Source organism: Pseudomonas serbiensis, from assembly GCF_030580745.1.
In the GTDB taxonomy this organism is placed as follows: domain Bacteria; phylum Pseudomonadota; class Gammaproteobacteria; order Pseudomonadales; family Pseudomonadaceae; genus Aquipseudomonas; species Aquipseudomonas serbiensis.
In genome coordinates this window covers 159,540-180,290 of record NZ_JAUQOO010000004.1, presented here as the reverse complement: position 1 = coordinate 180,290, position 20,751 = coordinate 159,540, and the positions used below count along the sequence as shown (strand labels likewise).

Annotated in this window: 24 protein-coding genes; 12 read left to right on the top strand and 12 right to left on the bottom strand. The window is 58.4% G+C overall.

The features are described 5' to 3' along the window. Positions 1-35: 35 nt before the first annotated feature. The gene (locus Q6A51_RS07460) at positions 36-1,106 is read right to left on the bottom strand and encodes an AI-2E family transporter (RefSeq protein WP_200999854.1); all 1,071 of its coding nucleotides are present in this window, start codon (positions 1,104-1,106) and stop codon (positions 36-38) included. Between the two features lie 35 nt (positions 1,107-1,141). After that, the gene (locus Q6A51_RS07455; RefSeq protein ID WP_201019342.1) at positions 1,142-1,393 is read right to left on the bottom strand and encodes a sulfurtransferase TusA family protein; all 252 of its coding nucleotides are present in this window, start codon (positions 1,391-1,393) and stop codon (positions 1,142-1,144) included. Between the two features lie 148 nt (positions 1,394-1,541). Here Q6A51_RS07455 and Q6A51_RS07450 point away from each other — a divergent pair, with 148 nt between their 5' ends. Further along, positions 1,542-2,975: a M48 family metalloprotease gene (locus Q6A51_RS07450; protein WP_304574452.1), complete on the top strand. Its 1,434-nt coding sequence runs from the start codon at positions 1,542-1,544 to the stop codon at positions 2,973-2,975. 62 nt (positions 2,976-3,037) lie between these two features. On the opposite strand, the gene nadA is transcribed toward Q6A51_RS07450, so the two are convergent. The 7 genes from nadA to Q6A51_RS07415 form a co-directional block, all read right to left on the bottom strand. Next, entirely contained in the window at positions 3,038-4,096 is a 1,059-nt protein-coding gene (nadA, locus tag Q6A51_RS07445; protein ID WP_200999857.1) for a quinolinate synthase NadA, read from the bottom strand. 319 nt (positions 4,097-4,415) lie between these two features. Next, complete coding sequence (gene rluB / locus Q6A51_RS07440) at positions 4,416-5,636, bottom strand: 23S rRNA pseudouridine(2605) synthase RluB (protein WP_200999858.1); 1,221 nt, start codon at positions 5,634-5,636, stop codon at positions 4,416-4,418. 185 nt (positions 5,637-5,821) lie between these two features. Continuing rightward, on the bottom strand, positions 5,822-6,013 hold the full coding sequence (locus Q6A51_RS07435) for a DUF1289 domain-containing protein (RefSeq protein WP_200999859.1): 192 nt from the start codon (positions 6,011-6,013) through the stop codon (positions 5,822-5,824). A 28-nt stretch (positions 6,014-6,041) separates the two neighbouring features. Then, entirely contained in the window at positions 6,042-6,803 is a 762-nt protein-coding gene (gene scpB, locus Q6A51_RS07430) for an SMC-Scp complex subunit ScpB (RefSeq protein ID WP_201019344.1), read from the bottom strand. A gap of 15 nt (positions 6,804-6,818) precedes the next feature. Further along, positions 6,819-7,517, bottom strand: coding sequence for a segregation and condensation protein A (locus Q6A51_RS07425; protein ID WP_176767540.1), 699 nt, complete (start codon positions 7,515-7,517; stop codon positions 6,819-6,821). A gap of 119 nt (positions 7,518-7,636) precedes the next feature. Continuing rightward, entirely contained in the window at positions 7,637-8,266 is a 630-nt protein-coding gene (locus Q6A51_RS07420; RefSeq protein WP_200999861.1) for an L-threonylcarbamoyladenylate synthase, read from the bottom strand. Between the two features lie 13 nt (positions 8,267-8,279). Further along, on the bottom strand, positions 8,280-9,143 hold the full coding sequence (locus Q6A51_RS07415) for a PHP domain-containing protein (RefSeq protein ID WP_304574451.1): 864 nt from the start codon (positions 9,141-9,143) through the stop codon (positions 8,280-8,282). A gap of 67 nt (positions 9,144-9,210) precedes the next feature. Here Q6A51_RS07415 and Q6A51_RS07410 point away from each other — a divergent pair, with 67 nt between their 5' ends. The 6 genes from Q6A51_RS07410 (at position 9,211) to Q6A51_RS07385 (ending at position 13,391) form a co-directional block, all read left to right on the top strand. Next, complete coding sequence (locus Q6A51_RS07410) at positions 9,211-9,810, top strand: septation protein A (protein ID WP_201019346.1); 600 nt, start codon at positions 9,211-9,213, stop codon at positions 9,808-9,810. 1 nt (position 9,811) lies between these two features. Then, positions 9,812-10,111 carry a YciI family protein gene (locus Q6A51_RS07405; RefSeq protein ID WP_117164088.1) on the top strand — a complete coding sequence of 100 codons (300 nt, stop codon included), beginning with the start codon at positions 9,812-9,814 and terminating at the stop codon, positions 10,109-10,111. Between the two features lie 159 nt (positions 10,112-10,270). Continuing rightward, complete coding sequence (locus Q6A51_RS07400) at positions 10,271-10,684, top strand: translation initiation factor 2 (protein ID WP_304574450.1); 414 nt, start codon at positions 10,271-10,273, stop codon at positions 10,682-10,684. A gap of 7 nt (positions 10,685-10,691) precedes the next feature. After that, positions 10,692-11,369, top strand: coding sequence for a response regulator transcription factor (locus Q6A51_RS07395; RefSeq protein ID WP_200999866.1), 678 nt, complete (start codon positions 10,692-10,694; stop codon positions 11,367-11,369). A 139-nt stretch (positions 11,370-11,508) separates the two neighbouring features. After that, complete coding sequence (locus tag Q6A51_RS07390; protein WP_201019348.1) at positions 11,509-11,970, top strand: Spy/CpxP family protein refolding chaperone; 462 nt, start codon at positions 11,509-11,511, stop codon at positions 11,968-11,970. 80 nt (positions 11,971-12,050) lie between these two features. Continuing rightward, positions 12,051-13,391, top strand: a complete 1,341-nt coding sequence (locus Q6A51_RS07385; protein ID WP_304574449.1) for a sensor histidine kinase — start codon at positions 12,051-12,053, stop codon at positions 13,389-13,391. 33 nt (positions 13,392-13,424) lie between these two features. On the opposite strand, the gene Q6A51_RS07380 is transcribed toward Q6A51_RS07385, so the two are convergent. Then, a complete protein-coding gene (locus Q6A51_RS07380) occupies positions 13,425-13,985 on the bottom strand; it encodes a nitroreductase family protein (RefSeq protein ID WP_304574448.1) in 561 nt (186 codons plus the stop codon). A gap of 163 nt (positions 13,986-14,148) precedes the next feature. On the opposite strand from Q6A51_RS07380, the gene Q6A51_RS07375 reads away from it, so the two are divergent. Continuing rightward, positions 14,149-15,603, top strand: coding sequence for a TrkH family potassium uptake protein (locus Q6A51_RS07375; RefSeq protein ID WP_200999870.1), 1,455 nt, complete (start codon positions 14,149-14,151; stop codon positions 15,601-15,603). 58 nt (positions 15,604-15,661) lie between these two features. Continuing rightward, the gene (locus tag Q6A51_RS07370; protein ID WP_201019351.1) at positions 15,662-15,973 is read left to right on the top strand and encodes a DUF962 domain-containing protein; all 312 of its coding nucleotides are present in this window, start codon (positions 15,662-15,664) and stop codon (positions 15,971-15,973) included. Positions 15,974-15,979: 6 nt separating this feature from the next. Here the strand turns inward: Q6A51_RS07370 and Q6A51_RS07365 are convergent, their stop codons facing one another. Beyond that, complete coding sequence (locus Q6A51_RS07365; RefSeq protein WP_201019352.1) at positions 15,980-16,801, bottom strand: UDP-2,3-diacylglucosamine diphosphatase; 822 nt, start codon at positions 16,799-16,801, stop codon at positions 15,980-15,982. A 133-nt stretch (positions 16,802-16,934) separates the two neighbouring features. Here Q6A51_RS07365 and Q6A51_RS07360 point away from each other — a divergent pair, with 133 nt between their 5' ends. Continuing rightward, a complete protein-coding gene (locus Q6A51_RS07360; RefSeq protein WP_304574447.1) occupies positions 16,935-17,822 on the top strand; it encodes a DMT family transporter in 888 nt (295 codons plus the stop codon). On the opposite strand, the gene Q6A51_RS07355 is transcribed toward Q6A51_RS07360, so the two are convergent. Beyond that, on the bottom strand, positions 17,816-18,118 hold the full coding sequence (locus Q6A51_RS07355; RefSeq protein ID WP_304574446.1) for an Rdx family protein: 303 nt from the start codon (positions 18,116-18,118) through the stop codon (positions 17,816-17,818). The genes Q6A51_RS07360 and Q6A51_RS07355 overlap by 7 nt on opposite strands. Positions 18,119-18,525: 407 nt before the next feature. Between Q6A51_RS07355 and Q6A51_RS07350 the strand changes: the two genes are divergently transcribed. Together Q6A51_RS07350 and Q6A51_RS07345 are read left to right on the top strand one after the other, a co-directional pair. Continuing rightward, a complete protein-coding gene (locus Q6A51_RS07350) occupies positions 18,526-19,407 on the top strand; it encodes a DUF4123 domain-containing protein (RefSeq protein WP_304574445.1) in 882 nt (293 codons plus the stop codon). A gap of 252 nt (positions 19,408-19,659) precedes the next feature. After that, on the top strand, positions 19,660-20,748 hold the full coding sequence (locus tag Q6A51_RS07345; protein ID WP_201019355.1) for an LLM class flavin-dependent oxidoreductase: 1,089 nt from the start codon (positions 19,660-19,662) through the stop codon (positions 20,746-20,748). Positions 20,749-20,751: the final 3 nt, after the last annotated feature.

Below are 20,751 nucleotides of genomic sequence, written 5' to 3'. Positions count from 1 at the left end.
ACCTTGCTGCGGCGCGCAATGCGCCACAGCAAGCGCTACAACATCGGCGCTACGCTCGGCTCATTGCGCGGCCAGGCGTCGAGAACGGCCTTGAACAGGGTCGCCAGCGGAATCGCGAAGAATATCCCCCAGAACCCCCACAGCCCGCCAAACAGCAGCACTGCGCAGATGATCGCCACCGGATGCAGATTGACGGCCTCCGAGAACAACAGCGGCACCAGCACGTTGCCATCCAGCGCCTGAATGATGCCGTGTACCATCATCAGATAGATGAACTGATCGCCCCAACCCCACTGAAACAGGCCAATCAGTGCCACCGGCACCGTCACCACGACAGCCCCCACATAAGGCACTACAACCGACACGCCCACCAGCATCGCCAGCAGCGCGGCGTAATTGAGGCCCAGCGCCACGAACGCCACGTAGGTCACACCGCCGCAGATAAATATCTCGATGACCTTGCCGCGAATGTAGTTGGCGATCTGGCGGTTCATTTCCTCGGCAACCCGAGTCAGCAATGCCCGCTCACGAGGCAGGTAGCCGCGCACCCAACGACCGATCATCTGTCGGTCCTTGAGGAAAAAGAACACCAGGATAGGCACCAGCACCAGATAGATCATGAGATTGACCAGCAAAGGCAGGCTGGACAGGGAGAACGTCAGCGCCAGTTGGCCGATCTTGCCGATTTCGCCACGAGCCGCTTCGATGGCTTGCAGCACTTGCACGTCCGAAACCAGATGCGGGTAACGCTCCGGCAGCAACAGCAGGAGTGACTGCCATTTGGCGAGCATGCCCGGCAGCTCGTTGAACAAGGTGATCAACTGATGCCAGAGCAGCGGGACCAGCACCAGCAGGAAAACCAGCAACACCCCCATGAACAGGGTGAATACCAGACCGACCGCCCCCACTTCCGGCATGCGCAGGCGCTCCAGAAAGTTGACCACGCCCTGCATCAGGAAGGCCAGAACCAACCCGGCAAGAACAGGAGCCAGCATGCCCCCCAGAGTCAGGACGATGGTGAACGCCAGAAACAGCAAGACCGCCAGTACAACCGCTTCCTCATCGGAAAAATAAAGCTGCACCCAATTGCGAAGCACCTTGAACATCAAACATCCTTTTTAGGAGAAAAACGGGCAATGATTTACGCCTTGCGCAACCAATAGCTGTAGATGCCGTCATTGGCCTCTTCATGCAGCAACACATGCCCTGCCAGTTTGGCAAAGGTTCTGAAGTCACGCTGCGATCCCGCATCGGTCGCCGTCACTTTCAATACCGCGCCACTGGGCAGACGGTTGAGCTCCATCTTGGCCTTGAGCAACGGCAACGGGCAATTGAGGCCACAGGCATCGAGTTCTGCATCACAGGCTTCGGGCCGCATTACAGCGTCAGACATCGTTTCTCTCCAGGCGGACACATTGAATTGAAAAGTACTCGAAAAAACACATGCGGACATTTCAGACAGGACGGCAAGAATACCTCACTCTGGTCAGCACGCCATTGAGCCAGCTACAGTAAGGGTTCTCCAGCTCAGAGCCTCGTGCATGAATTTTTTGCGTCCTACACTGCTCACGCTTGCCTGCCTGTTCGCCACACCGAGCATGGCTGATGACTTACCGTCCCTGGGCGACGCCAGCTCTTCCATCGTTTCGCCCGAACAGGAACACCAGTTGGGCCGTGCCTGGCTGGGCATGCTGCGCGCCCAGGTGGGCCAACTGTCCGACCCGCAGCTCAAGGATTTCGTCGAAACCTCGGTCTATCGTCTCGCAGAAACCAGCCAGGTCCAGGACCGGCGCCTTGAGTTCATCCTCATCAACAGCCCACAACTGAACGCCTTCGCCGCTCCCGGCGGGATCATCGGAGTCAACGGCGGGCTGTTTCTCAACGCCCAGACCGAAGGCGAATACGCCTCGGTCATGGCCCACGAACTAGCTCACCTGTCACAGCGCCACTTCGCCCGTGGCGTCGAAGCCCAGCAGCGCATGCAGGTCCCCGTAATGGCGGCCATGCTGGCCGGTATCGTCATGGCCGCAGCAGGCGCCGGTGACGCAGGCATCGCAGCCATTGCCGGCTCCCAGGCCGCTGCAATCCAGGAGCAGCGCCGCTTCTCGCGCCAGAACGAGCAGGAAGCAGACCGTATCGGCATCCTGAACCTGGAAAAAGCCGGTTACGACCCTCGCAACATGCCAACCATGTTCGAGCGTCTCATGCGTCAGTATCGGTTCGATGCCAGGCCACCGGAATTCCTGCTGACTCACCCGGTCAGCGAATCGCGGATCGCCGACACCCGCAACCGCGCCGAACAGGCAAAGGCCGGCGGCAAGGAAGACAGCCTTCTCTATCAACTGATGCGTGCACGGGTCGCGCTGATCTATGAAGAAACCCCTGGCATATCCGCCAAGCGCTTCCGTGCCCAACTGGTTGAAAACCCCAACTCCGACTCGGCACGCTACGGGCTGGCAATCGCGCAGATCAAGGCCGGACAACTCAATGAAGCCCGTGAAGAGCTCAAGCCGCTGCTGGCCAAGACCCCCAACGACATCACTTACAACCTGACGCAGATCGATCTGGACATTACCAATAACCGCCTGGCAGATGCCCAGCAGCGGGTTGACCGGATGCTCACACTGTATCCGAACAACTATCCCCTGAACGATGTGCGAATCGACGTACTGCTCAAGCAGAACCGTACCGCAGAAGCTGAAAAGGCACTGGAGTCACTGCTCAAGACCCGATCCGACGATCCGGACATCTGGTACGTAGTGGCAGAAACCCGCGGTTTGAATGGCAACACCATTGGCCTGCATCAGGCCCGTGCCGAATATTTCGCCCTGGTCGGCGACTTTCGACAGGCTATTCAGCAACTGGAGTTCGCCAAACGCCGCGCCAGCAACAACTTCCAGCTGGCCTCACGCATCGATGCCCGGCAGAAGGACTTGATCGAGCAGGAACGAATGGTCAAGGACATGATGAACTGATCGTTCACCGCAACATGAAAATCCCGGCTCGATGGCCGGGATTTTCATTTCAGAAATACCTGTCAGGCATTGCCAGCCTGTTTCATGCGTGCCGCCTGGGTAAAGTCCAGCATGCGCTGCAAAGGACGCACAGCATGGGGGATCAGCGCAGGATCGACGAAAATCTCGTTGCCGCCCTCTCGCAGGCACTGCAAGGTACGCTCCAGGGTGTTCATCGCCATCCATGGGCAATGAGCGCAACTGCGGCACGCGGCACCATTACCGGCAGTTGGTGCCTCGATGAATATCTTGTCCGGGCACAACTGCTGCATCTTGTAGAAGATGCCTCGGTCGGTGGCCACGATAAAGGTCTTGTTCGGCATGCGCTGGGCAGCAGCAATCATCTGGCTGGTGGAACCCACGGCATCGGCCAGGGCAATGACTTCTTCAGGCGACTCGGGATGAACCAGCACGGCAGCTTCCGGATAAAGCGCCTTCATGTCTTGCAGTTGCTTGGACTTGAACTCCTCGTGAACGATGCAGGCCCCGTCCCACAGCAACATGTCGGCACCGGTTTCACGCTGGATATAACGCCCCAGATGCTTGTCCGGCGCCCAGATGATTTTCTCGCCGTTATCCATCAGGCTTTCAACGATCTCCAGGGCACAGCCGGAAGTTACCACCCAGTCGGCACGGGCTTTGACCGCTGCCGAGGTGTTGGCGTAAACCACCACGGTACGGTCCGGGTGCTGATCGCAGAAAGCGGAAAACTCGTCGACAGGACAGCCGACATCCAGAGAACAGGTGGCTTCAAGCGTCGGCATGAATACCCGTTTTTCCGGATTGAGGATCTTGGCGGTTTCGCCCATGAAACGAACGCCAGCCACCAGCACGGTACTGGCTGAGTGGTTATTGCTGAAACGGGCCATTTCCAGAGAGTCGGCCACACAGCCGCCGGTTTCTTCAGCCAGGGCCTGGATGACCGGGTCGCAGTAATAATGGGCAACCAGCACCGCATCCCGAGCCTTGAGTTCGGCAGCGATCTCGGCGCGGTAATGGGCTTGTTCTTCAATACTCAACGCTTTGGGCTGCTTGGCATCAAGGTGAGCCTGTACCAGAAAGCGTTCGGAAATCTGCGTCATTTTAGCGGGACCTGAATGCACTTGAGCGCGAGCGGCAAGTTTACACCGGAAAGGCATTCAAGAAAAAAGCCGAAGTAGCTGATTTTCAGGGGTTGTCCAACTTTTCAGTTATCACTCTCAGAGACTGCAAGCGACTGATTTCCCGTTGGTTTGGCAGTGGATTTCAATAACAAGAATCATTCACATAAATAATTCATGTCATGCCCGTCAAATAACTTGGCTCAATAACGACAAGTAAGGCCTGACCTCGGCCATTCATTAAATGAACGCCATAAAAAAACGCCAGTCGAAACCGGCGTTTTTTCATTTACATGCCAACTTACTGCGGCTTGCGACGCCCAAAACCAGGACGCTGACCGGAACCGGCCGGTGGACCACGGCGCTTGCCCGATGGAGCATCATCGTCGACCAGCTTGATACCTGCGCGCTTTGGCGAAGGCTTGGCTGGACGCTTGCTCACGTCACCTGGACGCTCGGCAACCGGCGTACCACGGCCGTTATCGGCAGGACGCGGCGAACGCGAACCTGGTTTACCCGAGTCCTTGCGTGGCGGACGCTGGGTGGAATCGCCACGAGGACGATCACGATCGCTGCCAGTGACCTGCGGCTGACGCGGTGCGCGCTCGCCGGTAGCCGGTGCGCCATTGGCCGGACGCAGGGTCCGCACACGCTCGCCCTTGCCCAATGGACGGGACGACTGGCGCTGCAAACGCTCCAGCTTGTCTTTGGTCTTGGCGTTCATCTGCGGCTGGGCCACAGGCGTAAGGCCGACTTCGGCAGCCAGGATATCGACTTCCTGCTGACTCATTTCACGCCAGCGGCCCATCGGCAGGTCCGAGTTGAGAAATACCGGCCCGTAACGAACGCGCTTCAGACGGCTGACCACCAGCCCCTGGGATTCCCAGAGACGACGCACTTCACGGTTACGGCCTTCCATCACCACGCAGTGATACCAGTGGTTGAAGCCTTCACCGCCCGGCGCCTGCTGAATGTCAGTGAAACGTGCAGGACCGTCTTCAAGGATCACGCCGTTCTTGAGGCGCAACAGCATGTCGTCATCGACTTCACCACGGACACGTACCGCGTATTCGCGGTCCATCTCGAAAGACGGGTGCATCAGGCGGTTGGCCAGCTCACCGTCGGTGGTGAACATCAGCAGACCGGTGGTGTTGATGTCCAGGCGACCGATATTGATCCAGCGGCCTTCCTTCGGGCGCGGCAGGCGGTCGAACACCGTTGGACGGCCTTCCGGGTCGTCACGGGTGCAGATCTCGCCGTCCGGCTTGTTGTACATGATGACGCGGCGTACCGTTTCGGCCGCCTCTTCGCGCTTGATGACGCGGCCGTCAACGGTAATGGCGTCATGCAGGTCTACGCGCTGACCAAGGGTGGCGTCACGGCCATTGACCTTGATGCGGCCCTGGCTGATCCAGGCCTCGACGTCACGGCGCGAACCGACGCCAATACGTGCCAGAACCTTCTGCAGTTTTTCACCTGCGGGTCCGATTTCCTGGCTGTCCTGCGTGTCTTTTTCACTCATCTGGGCACCTCCCGGTGTGTCGAATCAGGGATTGCCGAGGACCGGCAAGACCTGCTGCCGTGCGCGCTGTGGATAGCCGCAAGGCGAAATACTTTGAGCCTGGGCGAAGCGGATTCGCCAAAGGGTCGCGAATCATACGCTCATGCAGCCGGTTGCGCATCCAAGGCTAGTCGAAAATCTGCCGGTCACTTCTTCTTTTTACGACCGGTGGTCTTCAGCTTCGCCAGACGCATGGCCGATTCGGCAAGCACGGTGCGCTTGTCGTCCTTGTCGAGTTTCTTCCAGGCCTTGATCTCCCGCTTGCTGCGACCGCATCCCAGGCAGATGTCGTCGTCAAACTTGCAGAGGCTGATACAGGGGTTCTTGGTACTGCTCATAGGGTCTTTTCGCGAATGAATTCAACCGTCAAACGTCGTCTTCAGGCTCTTTATCGGGTTGTTCGACCAACAGATCATCGAAGTCGGTCTTCAGACCCTGCTCCATGGAGTCGAGTTCAAGCAACAGGCTGCGGAAGCTGGTTTCATCCCGTGGCGCTTCAGGCTCATCCTCATCGACATCCAGGCTGGCATCGGCCAGGGCCTGCAAATGCGCCGGGACCGGCGCATCGTCGAACTCAAGCACCGGCTCGGTCTCCATCTCGCGCAAATCGGCCAGCGGTGGCAGCTCTTCAAGACTCTTGAGGTTGAAGTGATCGAGAAAGCCCTTGGTGGTCGCAAACATGGCGGGTTTGCCGGGCACGTCGCGATAACCCACGATTCTGATCCACTCGCGCTCCAGCAGCGTCTTGACGATATGGCTGTTGACCGCCACGCCACGCACATCCTCGATTTCGCCACGGGTAATCGGCTGACGATAGGCAATCAGCGCCAGGGTTTCCAGCATGGCGCGGGAATAACGCTGCGGGCGCTCTTCCCATAAACGCCCGACCCAGGGTGAAAAACGCTCGCGAATCTGCAAGCGATAGCCTGAAGCAACCTCCTTGAGCTCGAAAGCCCGCCCGTCACAGGACTTGCTCAGCACCTGCAAAGCCTTCTTGAAGACCGAGGGCTCCGGGCGCTCGCCTTCCTCGAACAGCTCGTACAAGCGCTCCAGCGTCTGCGGCTTTCCAGAGGCCAGCAGAAATGCTTCAAGCAACGGGGCCAGTTCGCGGGGTTCATTGAGGTTCATGATTCAGTTCTTGCTCTACTCGGCTCGCGCCCGGACATGGATCGCCGCAAAGGGCTCGTTTTGGACCAGCTCGACCAAGGATTCCTTGACCAGTTCAAGCACAGCCATGAAGGTCACGACCACGCCAAGGCGCCCTTCTTCTGCAGTGAACAACTCGGCAAAAGGCACAAAACCGCCGCCCTTGAGCCTCTCCAGCACATCACTCATGCGCTCGCGGGTCGACAATGCCTCGCGGCTGACCTGATGGCTTTCAAACATGTCGCCCCGATGCAGCACCTCGGCCATGGACATCAGGACCTCTTCCAGACTCACGTCCGGCAACAGCTTGCGCGCCCTCGCTTCGGGCGCATCGAGTTTGGGCACTATCACATCGCGCCCAACCCGCAACAAGCCATCGATCCCTTCAGCAGCGGCCTTGAAACGCTCGTACTCCTGGAGGCGACGGATAAGCTCGGCACGCGGGTCCTCTTCATCCTCTTCCACTTCTGCCGAACGCGGCAGCAGCATCCGCGATTTGATCTCGGCCAGCATCGCGGCCATCACCAGATATTCCGCGGCCAGTTCCAGGCGCACGGTTTTCATCAGCTCGACATACCCCATGTACTGACGGGTGATTTCCGCTACCGGGATGTCGAGGATATCGATGTTCTGTTTGCGGATCAGGTACAGCAGCAGGTCGAGCGGGCCTTCAAACGCCTCAAGAAAGACTTCCAGAGCATCAGGCGGGATATAAAGGTCCAGCGGCATTTGCGTGACCGCCTGCCCGTAGACCAGAGCGAACGGCAGCTCCTGCTGGGCATCGGCCTGGCTGTCTACCGTTTCCAGGTTCGTCATTACGCTTCTTCACCGAACGGCGTGGGATCACCACAGCCGACACGCACGATCTGTGGCTCGCCGTCAGCCAGGCTGATGACCGTGGAAGCCGAAATGCCGCCCATGCCGCCATCGATGATCAGATCGACCTGATGCTCCAGAATCTGCCGCATCTCATAAGGGTCGCTCAGCGGCACGCTGTCACCGGGCATGATCAGGCTGACGCTCATCAACGGCTCGCCCAGTTGCTCCAGCAACGCTTGAGCAATCGGATGGCTGGGCACGCGCAGACCAATGGTACGGCGCTTGGGGTGCAGGATCAGGCGCGGCACTTCACGGGTTGCATTCAGAATAAAGGTGTAAGGTCCCGGCGTATGAGCCTTGAGCGCTCGAAAGGCACCGGTATCGACCTTGGCGAACAGGCCCAGTTGCGACAGGTCGCAGCACATCAGGGTGAAATTGTGCTTGTCGTCCAGTTGGCGCAGACGGCGGATACGCTCGATGGCGCTCTTGTCGCCGATCTGGCAGCCCAGCGCATAGGACGAATCGGTCGGGTACACCACCAGCCCGCCGGCCTTGATGATTTCCGCGGCCTGTTTGATCAGACGCGGTTGCGGGTTCTCCGGGTGGACCTGGAAAAATTGACTCACGGTAACTTCCTGTTCAGACGGAGGCTGGAGGCTGTTCATGTTTGAATCTGCACCACAGTGGCGGCAGATCCTCGGGCAATGGCCGGTATATACCGATCTCGGACCAGGCACCTGGGCCGTGAAAGTCGCTGCCGGCCGTAACCAGCAAGCCGAACTCACGGGCCAGTATTGCCAGGGTCCCGACCTGATCGGCCGGTTGCATGCCATTCACCACTTCGATGGCGTGGCCACCAGCCTGGATGAAATCGGCGACCAGTTTACGCCGTTTACTGCGCGTGAAGTCATAATGCGATGGATGCGCAAGGCTGACCCAGGCACCTGAAGCCCGCAAAGTGGCGACTGTTTCTTCCAGAGTCGGCCAATGCTGCTTCACATCACCCAGCTTGCCCGCCCCCAGCCACTTGCGAAACGCTTCAGAGCGGTCCTTGACGAAGCCGGCACGTACCAGAAAGTCCGCAAAGTGCGGACGGGCCGGTGCATTACCGCTGTCTCCCAGCTCCTGCTGGATCGCCCGGGCACCTTCCAGCGCTCCAGGCATACCTTTTATCGCCAATTTGCGACTGATTTCTTCGGCCCGCAGCCAGCGGCCTTCGTGCAAACGGCTGATTGCATCGACCAGCGCCTGGGCATTCACATCGAATCCGTAGCCCAGAACATGAATGGTCGCGCCACCCCAGGTGCAGGACAATTCAACCCCGTTGACCAGTTGCATCCCCAGCGAATGCGCAGCCGCACGGGCTTCTTCAAGGCCTTCGACCGTGTCATGGTCGGTCAGGGAAAGGACGCGCACGCCGTTTTCATAGGCACGGGCAACCACAGCCGCTGGCGCAAGAGAGCCATCCGAAGCGGTGCTGTGGCAGTGCAGGTCAACATTCATATTGGGGTGCTTTCGCTGTCTTTGATGTTTGTTATTATGCCGTCACATCCTGCTTCTGGCTGCCATTGTGAAACAATTCCTAGACTTCATCCCGCTGCTCCTGTTTTTCATCGTCTACAAGACCGAACCTCGCGCCGTCGACATCCTGGGCAACAGTTACATGCTAGGCGGGATTTTCAGTGCAACCGCGATGCTGATCGTAAGCTCCGTGGTCGTATACGGAATCCTTTACATCAAGCAGCGCAAACTGGAAAAAAGCCAGTGGCTGACCCTGATCGCCTGCCTGGTCTTCGGTAGCCTGACCCTGGCCTTTCACAGCGAAACCTTCCTCAAATGGAAAGCGCCGGTGGTCAACTGGCTGTTTGCCCTGGCATTCGCCGGCAGCCATTTCATCGGTGATCGTCCACTGATCCAGCGTGTCATGGGCCATGCCCTGAACCTGCCCGCTGCCGTCTGGGTCAAGCTCAACGTTGCCTGGATCCTGTTCTTTGTCTTCTGCGGTGCGGCCAACCTGTATGTGGCCTTTACCTATCAAGACTTCTGGGTCGACTTCAAAGTCTTCGGCAGCCTGGCAATGACCCTGATCTTCCTGGTCGCTCAAGGCATTTACCTGAGCCGTCACCTGAGTGACGCGGCACCTTCTTCCACCACCAAAACCGAGGACTGACATGCTCTACGCCATCATTGCTACAGATGTTGCCGACTCGCTGGAAAAACGCCTGAGCGTACGTCCTGCTCATCTTGAGCGCCTCAACGCCCTCAAGGACGCAGGCCGTCTGGTGCTGGCCGGTCCACATCCAGCGGTAGACAGCAACGATCCGGGTCCGGCCGGTTTCAGCGGCAGCCTGATCGTCGCCGAGTTCGAGTCCCTGAGCGCCGCCGAAACCTGGGCCAAGGCTGATCCGTTCGTTGCAGCTGGCGTCTATGGCAATGTTGTGGTCAAGCCGTTCAAGCAAGTCCTGCCGTAAATCAGCTATTGCGCGTAGGAGCGAATTCATTCGCGAAAAGCACCGTCTCGCGAATGAATTCGCTCCTACGCATACCTCCCCTTTGCTCATCATTCCCGCCTTCCTGCCGACAACCTCATCGATATTTCTAATAGAAACGGCTCTATCAAGGGAGTTCAGATGCGTTCAGGTGCGTTGTATCTGTTGATGATGGTGTTGGCGGTAAACGTTGAAGTTCATGCCGAAGAAACCAGTGCCTCCGGCACAGTGCAGGCATTGCATTTGCCCAGCCCTGCCAGCCAGATTGCCGAGCTTCAGCAACGACTCAAGGAAAGCGAGCGTCTGCGTGAGGAACAGCTCAAGCAGGCGCAGAATGCCGATATAGAGCGTGAAAGCGCGCAGTTGGCACGTTTGCGTCAAGAGAACCAAAGGCTCAAGCTGCAACTCAAAGAAGCGCAATCCGTCGCCTCCTCACGAGTCCTGACCGAACAGCAACAATGGTTCGTTGCAGGCGGTGGCGTTGCGGTGACTGCCCTTGTGTGCGGTATATTTGTCGGCGGCCGACGTAAGCAACGTCAGCAATGGCTAAATTGAGTGAGTCATGAGCGAGCTGTTACTAATTGATGATGATCAGGAGCTATGTGAGCTTCTGAGCAGTTGGCTGAACCAGGAAGGTTTTCAGGTACGCGCCTGTCACGACGGCCACAGCGCGCGTCGGGCACTGGCTGAAACCGCTCCGTCTGCCGTTGTGCTGGATGTGATGCTGCCCGATGGCAGCGGCCTAGAATTGCTCAAGCAACTGCGCACTGACCACCCCGACCTTCCGGTTGTGATGCTCTCGGCCCGTGGCGAACCTCTGGACCGTATCCTTGGCCTTGAGCTGGGCGCCGACGATTATCTGGCCAAGCCCTGCGACCCTCGGGAGTTGACGGCCAGGCTGCGTGCAGTACTGCGCCGCAGTCATCCGGTTGCCACACCCAGCCAGCTTGAACTGGGCGACCTGTGTTTCAGCCCGGTACGTGGCGTTGTCAGCATCGATGAAAAAGAACTGACCCTGACCATTTCCGAAAGCCGCCTGCTCGAAGCGCTGCTGCGTCAGCCGGGCGAACCTCTGGACAAGCAGGAACTGGCCCAACTGGCGCTGGGGCGCAAACTGACACTCTATGATCGCAGCCTGGACATGCACGTCAGCAACCTGCGCAAGAAGATCGGCCCACACCCCGATGGCCGGCCACGTATCGTGGCACTGCGCAGCCGCGGTTATTTCTACAGCCTGTAAACAAAGCCTCGGCGCTTGGTAAATCCTGGTGCCGGTTCGCTTTACACAAGCTTTACCCTGGGCTGACCGCCCTTGACCTTGATCTCCCTAAACTGGGCTCCAACGGCATCGAGCCGCACCAGAGACAAGGAGATACACCATGCGCAAGACCCTGATCGCTTTGATGTTCGCAGCAGCCCTGCCTACCGTCGCCATGGCCGTTCCACCACCTGGCGGCCCGGACCTTGATGCTCCAGGCCTGCATCAGGATCGTGATCATCGTGGCCCTGGCCCAGAGCTGAAACGTGGCCCTGGCCCTTTCGCTGACCTGGACCTGACTCGCGAACAACGCCGCGATATCGGCAAATTGCTGGGCGAGCAGATGCACAGCCGCCGTGACGTCACTGAACGCTATCTGGCCAAGCTGTCCCCCGCAGACCAGAAAGCCATGAAAGAAGAACTGGACGCGAAAAAGGCCAAGACCGATAGCGATATCCGCGCCCTGCTCAAGCCTGATCAACAGAAGCAATTCGACGAGATTCGGAAAAAGCAGGAAGAACGCCGCGCTGAATGGGCTGAATTCAAAGCCTGGAAAGCAGAAAAGGCAAAAAAGGCGCAATAATTGCCCTGATTGTGAGCCTGCTCACTTAGCTAAAACCCGGCATGCCAACGCATGTCGGGTTTCTCCATTGAGGTCATCCTGTGCGTTCATTGTTCTGGCGAATCCTGGCCAGCTTCTGGTTAGCCATAGCCCTGGTTGCAGGCCTGTCGATTCTGCTTGGGCATATGCTCAATCAGGATGCCTGGATCCTCAGCCGTCATCCGGTCCTGAACGATCTTCCGAAAAAATGGGTGCAGGTTTATGAAGAACAAGGTGCAGCCACGGCCCAGGATTATCTGCAGAGCATAAAACGTCGTTACCGGATCGATGTACAGGTGCTCAATGACAACGGCGAATCCGTGGTACTCGGGACCTTTCCCCCGCGAGCGGCGGCTTTTGAAGCCCGTCAGCAGGACGATGCGCGCCAATTGCCATGGCGACGCCTGACCACCGAATACACCAGCGACAGCACCGGCATCACCTACCTGCTGATCTTCCGCATCCCGCATCCCGAAATCGAAGAATGGCATCGCCAAAGCCTGATGTGGCCGCTGAGTGCCTTGGGTATCGCGCTGGTGGTGCTGACCCTGTTCAGCCTGTTGGTGACACTCTCCATCACCCGGCCACTGAGTCGACTGCGCGGTGCCGTGCATGACCTGGGACAAACCAGCTATCAGCAACACAGCCTGGCGCAACTGGCCAACCGCCGCGACGAGTTCGGTGTACTGGCGACTGACTTCAACCGCATGGGCGCACGCCTGCAAAGCCTGATCGGCAGCCAGCGCCAGTTACTCCGTGACGTGTCCCATGAACTTCGCTCGCCCCTCGCACGACTTCGTATTGCCCTGGCGCTGGCCGAGCGCGCAGAGCCGGCAGAACGAGAAAAGCTCTGGCCACGCCTGGACCGTGAATGCGATCGCCTGGAAGCCTTGATCAGTGAAATTCTTGCTCTGGCTCGCCTGGATGCCGACTTTGGCAGCCCGGAACCCGTGGATCTGAGCACGATGTTGCAACGCCTGAAAAACGACACGCAACTGGACAACGCCCAACAGAGCATCAAGGTTCAGGTCGAGGACAACCTGCAACTGCAAGGCTGGCCGGACATGCTCGAACGTGCCGTGGACAACCTTCTGCGTAACGCCTTGCGCTTCAATCCGCCGGGCCAGCCCATCGACGTACAGGCTGTGCGCACGGATAACCATATAAAGCTGAGCGTGCGCGATCACGGCCCCGGCGCCGCAGAGGAGCACCTGTCACAACTGGGTGAGCCGTTCTACCGCGCGCCCGGCCAGACGGCTCCTGGCCATGGCCTGGGATTGGCCATTGCCAGGCGGGCGGCGGAGCGTCATGGCGGCAGCCTGACGCTGGGCAATCATACGGAGGGCGGCTTCATTGCCACACTGGAAATACCGCTAGAGCCCGTCAACCCGCAGACAAACTGATCGATCCCGGTCGCTCATCAGAGCGACCTGCAATCAACCCTGCCATTCGCTGACAAAACCCGCCACGTCCACTTTCGCAGCTTCACGGGGCGGGTTCTGCGGCGTGCCCAGATACAGGAAGGCAATGACTTCCTCGTCATCGGCCAGCCCGAAGCCCTTGGCGACATGAGGTGAATACGACAGATCACCGGTACGCCATACCGCTCCGACGCCCTGGGCATAAGCGGCCAGCAGCACGGCATGCGCGGCACAGCCGGCAGTGATCAGTTGTTCCTTGCGCGGCACCTTGAAATGATCCTGCAAGCGCGCAACCACCACGACCACCAACGGAGCACGCAACGGCCCGAGACGCGCCTTGTCCAAAGCCTGCGGCGTAATTTCGCCACCGCCCTCCTGCAGCGCCTCGACCAGCAGTTCGCCCATGCGCTCACGGGCCGAACCTTCGACAGTAATGAAACGATAAGGCCGCAACTGGCCATGATCGGGTGAGCGCAAGGCTGCACCAAACAGGATTTCCCGCTGTGCAGCATCCGGGGCGGGATCGACCAATCGCGGGACCGAAACACGATTGAGCAAAACGTCGAGAGCCTCCATGGGCGACCTCCTTGAGAATTGATCGGGCATTCTAGAGTGTGTTCAGAGTCAATAACGAGCACGTCGAGCAATTACTTACCACCGATGACCTTTGCCTGTCGGTTTACATGCACTCAGGCACAGGTAAAATGGCCGCCTTTCCCTATTTCAGTCAGAGCAGTTCATGGCGTTGCCGACCCTCCGCATCATCGGTTTCATCATCGGCATATTCCTGATCACTCTGGCGGTTGCCATGATCGTGCCCATGGCAACACTCGTCATATACGAGCGTTTTGAAGACCTGCGCTCCTTTCTGTGGGCCAGCGCCATTACCTTCATCGCGGGCCTGGCGCTTGTGGTGCCGGGCCGGCCGGAGCATGTCCATCTGCGTCCGCGGGACATGTACATGCTCACGGTTTCCAGCTGGATCATCGTCTGCATCTTCGCCGCCCTGCCCTTCCTGCTGACCCAGCACATCAGCTACACCGATTCGTTCTTCGAGAGCATGTCGGGGATCACCGCCACTGGCTCGACCGTGCTCAGCAATCTGGACAGCGCGTCTCCGGGGATTCTCATCTGGCGCTCCATGCTGCACTGGCTGGGCGGCATCGGCTTCATCGGCATGGCGGTAGCGATCCTGCCCCTGCTGCGCATCGGCGGCATGCGCCTGTTCCAGACCGAGTCCTCCGACCGCTCGGAAAAGGTCATGCCACGCTCACATATGGTGGCCAAGTTCATCGTCCTGGCCTACGTCGGCTTTACCGCTCTGGGCAGCCTTGCCTTCTGGGCGGCGGGCATGAGCCTGTTCGACGCAATCAACCATGCGATGTCTGCGATCTCCACAGGCGGTTTCTCCACCTCCGATCTTTCCCTGGCCAAGTGGCCACAGCCTGCCGTGCATTGGGTCGCAATCGTGGTGATGATCCTCGGCAGCCTGCCCTTTACGCTGTACGTGGCAACACTGCGCGGCAATCGCAAGGCGTTGATCAAGGATGAACAGGTTCAAGGGTTGCTCGGCCTGCTACTGGTCACCTGGCTCATGATGACTCTGTGGTACGGCGCGACCACCGACCTGCCCTGGAGCGACGCACTGCGTCACGTGGCCTTGAACGTGACCTCGGTCGTCACCACCACCGGCTTCGCACTGGGCGACTACAGCCTGTGGGGCAATTTCTCGCTGATGCTGTTTTTCTATCTGGGCTTCATTGGTGGCTGCTCCGGCTCGACCGCCGGTGGCGTGAAGATATTTCGCTTCCAGGTGGCCTATATCCTGCTGCGCGCCAACCTCAATCAGTTGATCCACCCGCGCGCCGTCATCAAGCAGAAGTACAACGGGCACAGGCTCGACGACGAAATCGTACGTTCGATCCTGACCTTTTCGTTCTTCTTCACCATCACCATCTGCGTGATCGCGCTGCTGCTTTCACTGCTGGGCCTGGACTGGATGACTGCCCTGACCGGTGCTGCAAGCACGGTTTCAGGCGTGGGCCCTGGGCTGGGAGAAATCATCGGGCCAGCGGGCAACTTCTCCACTCTGCCGGATGCTGCGAAATGGATTCTGTCCGCTGGCATGCTGCTGGGCCGTCTGGAGATCATCACTGTTCTGGTGCTTTGCGTACCGGCATTCTGGCGGCACTGATGCAAGGCTTGCCCTCACTCGGCTAGACTCAGGTCAGACCGACATGAGGGTGGGCATCATGGATCACGTCAAACAGTTCACGAGCTTCGCTGAGTTCTATCCTTTCTATCTGCAGGAACACCGCAGCAGCACCAGCCGACGCCTGCACTTCATCGGCACCAGTCTGGTGATCTTCCTGTTGGCATTTGGAATCGGCAGCGGCAGATGGTGGCTGTTGTGGCTACTGCCCGTTGCCGGTTACGGCTTTGCATGGGCGGGGCATTTCTTCTTCGAGAAAAACCGGCCGGCCACTTTCAAGCACCCGTTCTACAGCCTGCTCGGCGACTTCGTCATGTACCGGGACATGCTGCTGGGCAAGGTGCCGTTCTAGACAGCATCAAACGACCGACTCAGCGACCGGCTCCTGCGGCGCAGCAGCCTTTTGCTGAAGATGCGCATCGGCCAGACGAAACAGTTCGATGGTACCGTCCAGATGCTCGATCAAGGCGGTGCAGGACTCTACCCAATCGCCACAATTGAGGTATTCCACTTCTCCAACCATGCGAATTTCAGCGTGGTGGATATGCCCGCACACCACGCCATCGAGCCCGCGCTTCACACATTCGTGGGCGATGGCTTCCTCGAAGTCGCTGATGAAATTCACCGCCGTCTTGACCTTGTGCTTCAGATACGCCGACAGCGACCAGTAACCGTAGCCATATTTTGCCCGCCAGTGGTTGAGCCAGCGATTGAGAGTCAGCGTGAACTCGTAGGCCGAATCCCCCAGAAAAGCCAGCCAGCGGTGATAGCGCGTGATGACGTCGAACTGATCGCCATGAATCACCAGCAATCGACGGCCGTCCGCCGTCACGTGCTCGACTTCATCCACAAGCTGGATATTGCCCAGGATCAGCTTCGAGTAACGGCGCAGGAACTCATCATGGTTCCCGGTGATGTAAATCACCTCGGTGCCGCGCTTGCTCATGGTCAGCAAGCGGCGAATCACGTTGGTGTGCGCCTGAGGCCAGTACATGCCGCTGCGCAGCTTCCAGCCGTCTATGATGTCGCCGACCAGATAAACCTTGTCGGCCTGATAGCGCTTAAGGAAAGCCGACAGATGTTCAGCCTGACAATCGCGAGTGCCCAGATGCACATCTGAAATCCACAAGGTCCGCACACGTTGCTTGGAGCTGGGTTTGGCAAGCTGAGCACTGCTCATGGGAAGACCTCCGGCAGGTTTTCCACGAGAGTGCGGCATATGGGTTAACTGGATGTGACACCGATATGACCGTGTAATGACATACTCCGCCCCTGCCATGAACTCGCACACTTCACTGCTTTCAGGGATCAGAATGAATCAGCGCTCCGCCCTCGGCGCCTTGCATATCGGCGCCCTGATGTTTGGCCTTGCCGGTGTACTCGGCAAGCTGGCTGCCGCCTCGCCTTCGGTCATCGTTTTCGGACGCGCAGCCTTTGCAGCGGTTGCCTTGTGGCTCTTCATCCATTTCGCCCGCAATGCCGCCTGGGCATCTCTGCGCCTGAGGCATTGGGCACAACTGCTGTTCAGCGGAGTGTTGCTGAGTGCCCATTGGGTCACGTTCTTCATGGCGGTGAAAATATCGGGTGTGGCGGTTGCGACTCTGGGCTTTGCCAGCTTTCCGGCCTTTACGGTCATTCTCGAAGGCCTGTTCTTTCGCGAACGGATTCGTCTCACGGAAATTCTTCTCGTGGTGCTGGTCAGTGCCGGGCTGATACTTGTGACACCGGATTTCGACCTTGCCAGCGAGGCGACCACGGGCCTGCTCTGGGCCATATTTTCGGGGCTGACATTCTCGCTGCTGTCACTGGTCAATCGCGCAAGCTCTGCACATGTCCCCCCGGTGCAGGCTGCGTTGTGCCAGAACCTGATCGTAGCAGTCTGCCTGTTGCCTGCTGCGGCCGGTGAACTGGGTGATGTCTCAAGGCTGGACTGGCTGTGGATCGGGCTGCTTGGCGTATTTTGCACAGGTGTGGCACACAGCCTGTTCGTCGCCAGTCTGGCGGTGATAAAGGCAAGAATGGCAGCGATAGTGTTCGCCATGGAGCCGATCTATGGCATTGCTTTCGCCTGGCTGATATTTGCCGAGAGCCCCTCGCCGAGAATGCTGCTGGGGGGCGCCTTGATCATTAGCGCCATCATGGTTTCAGGGCTGATGAATCGATCGGACACCACGCCCTCGACCACCGCCAGGACTCACTGAGTATCGGGTTGGCCCGACCTGTCGTTATGACCCAGATCGCGCAGAGGATCGATCTGGTCGCGCACTCGCTGCTTGAGAACCTTGGCTTCCGGAAACCCGCCATCGGCCTTGCGCTCCCAGATCTGCGCACCATCGCAGGTGATGCGAAATACCCCGCCCGTACCCGGTTCCAGGGAAACTTTACCGAGATCGTCCGAGAACGTGCTCAATAACTCCTGGGCCAGCCAGGCCGCACGCAACAGCCACTGACATTGGGTGCAATAGGTAATGACGACTTCAGCTTTTTCGACTGACATGAACGGACTCTTCAAGACAAATCAATTGAGGTACCCACAATAGAGCACATGATAAACATTCCTTGTTTTCATGACGTTTGTGGAACTCCGTTTTTTAACTGCCCACCTATCAATAGTAGCCACAAGCCTTGATGCGCATCTATTTGCGCACCCATCTCTAGAAAAAACGCCATAAAAACCGCTACAGCCCTTATGGATCAAGCCAGTCACCCAACTGCGCACGATATTGCGCATGTGCGCATTTTTTTGCGCAGCTTATCGGAGGTATTTGCTCAAAAAACAATCAAAAATCGCTCGTTAAAAACATAAGCAATTGATTTAAATAGAGAAATAAATTCAGGCACGACTCTTGATAGAGGCAATGCCATTCAGCGGGCAGCATCGCCCGCAAGACAAAGGAACAAGGGATGTTCACACCTGCTCATCAGGCCAATTACATGTTGATCGACGGTGCTCTGCACCCGAACGCCATTCGCCATCTGCAACAGCGGAGCGAGCCACTGGAAATCGAGCCGCTTTACCTCGGCACAGGCCTGGCCACTCTCAAGGAACAAGGACCGATTCTGGTACACGCGCCTGTCGGCACCTCGCTGATTGCCGAATGGCAACAGAGTGCAGTCCAGCACCTGTATGCCAGTGTCTTCACCAGCCAGGCGCCCTTGCGCACGGTCTCCAGCCACCTGCGCCATTTCCTCCAGCCGCCGGACCATCTGGGCAATCACAGCCTGCTGCGCTTTGCAGACCCCGTCGTGATGTATTTCTGGTTATCGAGCTATCGCCAGGAACATCTGGACTCATTGCTGGGGCCTGTCACCGACTTATGGATCAAGACACCGATTCATCGCTGGCAACCTGAGCCCGAGTCCCCTTTCACACACTTTGCCCGCCATGGCCCGCCTCAAGCCTGGGATGCACGTTTTGCGCTACAGGGCGAACAGCAACTGGCCGCATTCGAGCAGTCTTATCGCTGGCTGTTCATCGAGCAGCTTCACGAATGGCTCACCGAGAACCACTCATCGGCGTTCGCCAACCAGACGGACGAACAGGTCCGCCGCTGGATGGAACACGTACTGGAAAAAGGCCGGGCATGGGGGCTGGAAAGTGATTACGCATTCGTGGCGTGGGCGGATGTCTGCCACACCTGGGGCCTGGACTTCATGGATCGGACTGACGGCCCCTATCAGCGCTGGCTGACGCTGTTTCCCGACAAGGCACAGTTGCCTCCCGAACTTCGCGTCGAGGCAGTCGCAGCACACGCACGCAGCATCACCGGTGCGCCCCCAGACTGACAAGCACGCCCCCTTCGGCAACGGCATGCAGCAAGTCGTGCAGCTTGCGCATGCCCAGCCTTCATATCGCAAGCTCGATTGTGCCTGGGCATGGCACAGTCAGGTCGAAAACTTACTGATTATAATCAATAAAAGTGATGCATATTTTTTATAATTAACTTAGACCAAAATCGAATTTCACAGGCAGTGCTGCATCACTTTAAGGTGCTCTGGACAAGGTCGAACGGACCTCTACCATTGGCAGGAGTTGTCATGAGCATCGAATTCATCGGCTATATCGCCACCCAACCCGGTTCTGAAATCCATCCCCGCAGCGGCCCGACCATTCAGCCCGACTACGTGGAAAAGGTCGCCAAGGCTCATGAAGACGCAGGCTTCGATCGGGCGCTGGTGGCGTATCACTCCAATAGCCCTGACAGCGCGTTTGTTGCCGCTCATGCCGCCAGCGTCACGACCAGACTCAAGTTTCTGATTGCCCATCGCCCGGGTTTCATTTCGCCAACCGTGGCTGCACGCCAGTTCGCGACGCTGGATGTCTTCAATGGCGGGCGCACTGCCGTGCATATCATCACTGGCGGGGATGACAAGGAGTTGCGTGCCGATGGCAGCCATATCGGCAAGGACGAGCGCTATGCCCGCAGCGATGAATACCTGAGCGTGGTGCGCCAGGAATGGACCAGCGACAAGCCGTTCGACCATCAAGGCACCTATTACCAGTTTGAAGGCGCTCATTCGCAGGTCAAATCGCCACAGCAGCCGCATATCCCTCTGTACTTCGGTGGCTCATCCGCCGCAGCGATTGCCGTGGCAGGCAAGCATGCCGATGTCTATGCGCTGTGGGGCGAGACCTACGAGCAGGTGCGCGATGTCGTCAAACAAGTCCGCGCCGAAGCGGCCAAACATGGCCGCACCATTCGCTTCAGCCTGTCATTGCGTCCGATCCTGGCAGAGACCGAAGAGAAAGCCTGGGCGCGTGCCGACAGCATTCTGGAGAAGGCCACCGCCCTGGCTCAAAGCAATGGTTTCGTACGTCGCGAACCGCCAAATGAAGGCTCGCGTCGCCTGCTGGCTGCGGCGGCGCAAGGGGCGCGTCTGGACAAACGCCTGTGGACCGGCATTGCTGGCCTGCTGGGCGCCCAGGGAAATTCCACTTCGCTGGTGGGAACACCGGAGCAAGTCGCTGAAGCACTGCTGGATTATTACGATCTGGGAATCACCACGTTCCTGATCCGTGGTTTCGATCCGCTGGACGATGCAATCGATTACGGCAAGAAGCTGATCCCGCTGACTCGGGAGCTGGTTGCAGAACGTGAGCGTCAGGCTCGGGAACGGGTTGCCTGATAC

Bases quoted from the DNA above. Each gene is read 5' to 3' on its own strand.
- Q6A51_RS07460 (WP_200999854.1), bottom strand. From the start codon at position 1,106: ATGTTCAAGGTGCTTCGCAATTGGGTGCAGCTTTATTTTTCCGATGAG.
- Q6A51_RS07455 (WP_201019342.1), bottom strand. From the start codon at position 1,393: ATGTCTGACGCTGTAATGCGGCCCGAAGCCTGTGATGCAGAACTCGAT.
- Q6A51_RS07450 (WP_304574452.1), top strand. From the start codon at position 1,542: ATGAATTTTTTGCGTCCTACACTGCTCACGCTTGCCTGCCTGTTCGCC.
- nadA (WP_200999857.1), bottom strand. From the start codon at position 4,096: ATGACGCAGATTTCCGAACGCTTTCTGGTACAGGCTCACCTTGATGCC.
- rluB (WP_200999858.1), bottom strand. From the start codon at position 5,636: ATGAGTGAAAAAGACACGCAGGACAGCCAGGAAATCGGACCCGCAGGT.
- Q6A51_RS07435 (WP_200999859.1), bottom strand. From the start codon at position 6,013: ATGAGCAGTACCAAGAACCCCTGTATCAGCCTCTGCAAGTTTGACGAC.
- scpB (WP_201019344.1), bottom strand. From the start codon at position 6,803: ATGAACCTCAATGAACCCCGCGAACTGGCCCCGTTGCTTGAAGCATTT.
- Q6A51_RS07415 (WP_304574451.1), bottom strand. From the start codon at position 9,143: ATGAATGTTGACCTGCACTGCCACAGCACCGCTTCGGATGGCTCTCTT.
- Q6A51_RS07405 (WP_117164088.1), top strand. From the start codon at position 9,812: ATGCTCTACGCCATCATTGCTACAGATGTTGCCGACTCGCTGGAAAAA.
- Q6A51_RS07400 (WP_304574450.1), top strand. From the start codon at position 10,271: ATGCGTTCAGGTGCGTTGTATCTGTTGATGATGGTGTTGGCGGTAAAC.
- Q6A51_RS07395 (WP_200999866.1), top strand. From the start codon at position 10,692: ATGAGCGAGCTGTTACTAATTGATGATGATCAGGAGCTATGTGAGCTT.
- Q6A51_RS07390 (WP_201019348.1), top strand. From the start codon at position 11,509: ATGCGCAAGACCCTGATCGCTTTGATGTTCGCAGCAGCCCTGCCTACC.
- Q6A51_RS07380 (WP_304574448.1), bottom strand. From the start codon at position 13,985: ATGGAGGCTCTCGACGTTTTGCTCAATCGTGTTTCGGTCCCGCGATTG.
- Q6A51_RS07375 (WP_200999870.1), top strand. From the start codon at position 14,149: ATGGCGTTGCCGACCCTCCGCATCATCGGTTTCATCATCGGCATATTC.
- Q6A51_RS07370 (WP_201019351.1), top strand. From the start codon at position 15,662: ATGGATCACGTCAAACAGTTCACGAGCTTCGCTGAGTTCTATCCTTTC.
- Q6A51_RS07365 (WP_201019352.1), bottom strand. From the start codon at position 16,801: ATGAGCAGTGCTCAGCTTGCCAAACCCAGCTCCAAGCAACGTGTGCGG.
- Q6A51_RS07360 (WP_304574447.1), top strand. From the start codon at position 16,935: ATGAATCAGCGCTCCGCCCTCGGCGCCTTGCATATCGGCGCCCTGATG.
- Q6A51_RS07355 (WP_304574446.1), bottom strand. From the start codon at position 18,118: ATGTCAGTCGAAAAAGCTGAAGTCGTCATTACCTATTGCACCCAATGT.
- Q6A51_RS07350 (WP_304574445.1), top strand. From the start codon at position 18,526: ATGTTCACACCTGCTCATCAGGCCAATTACATGTTGATCGACGGTGCT.
- Q6A51_RS07345 (WP_201019355.1), top strand. From the start codon at position 19,660: ATGAGCATCGAATTCATCGGCTATATCGCCACCCAACCCGGTTCTGAA.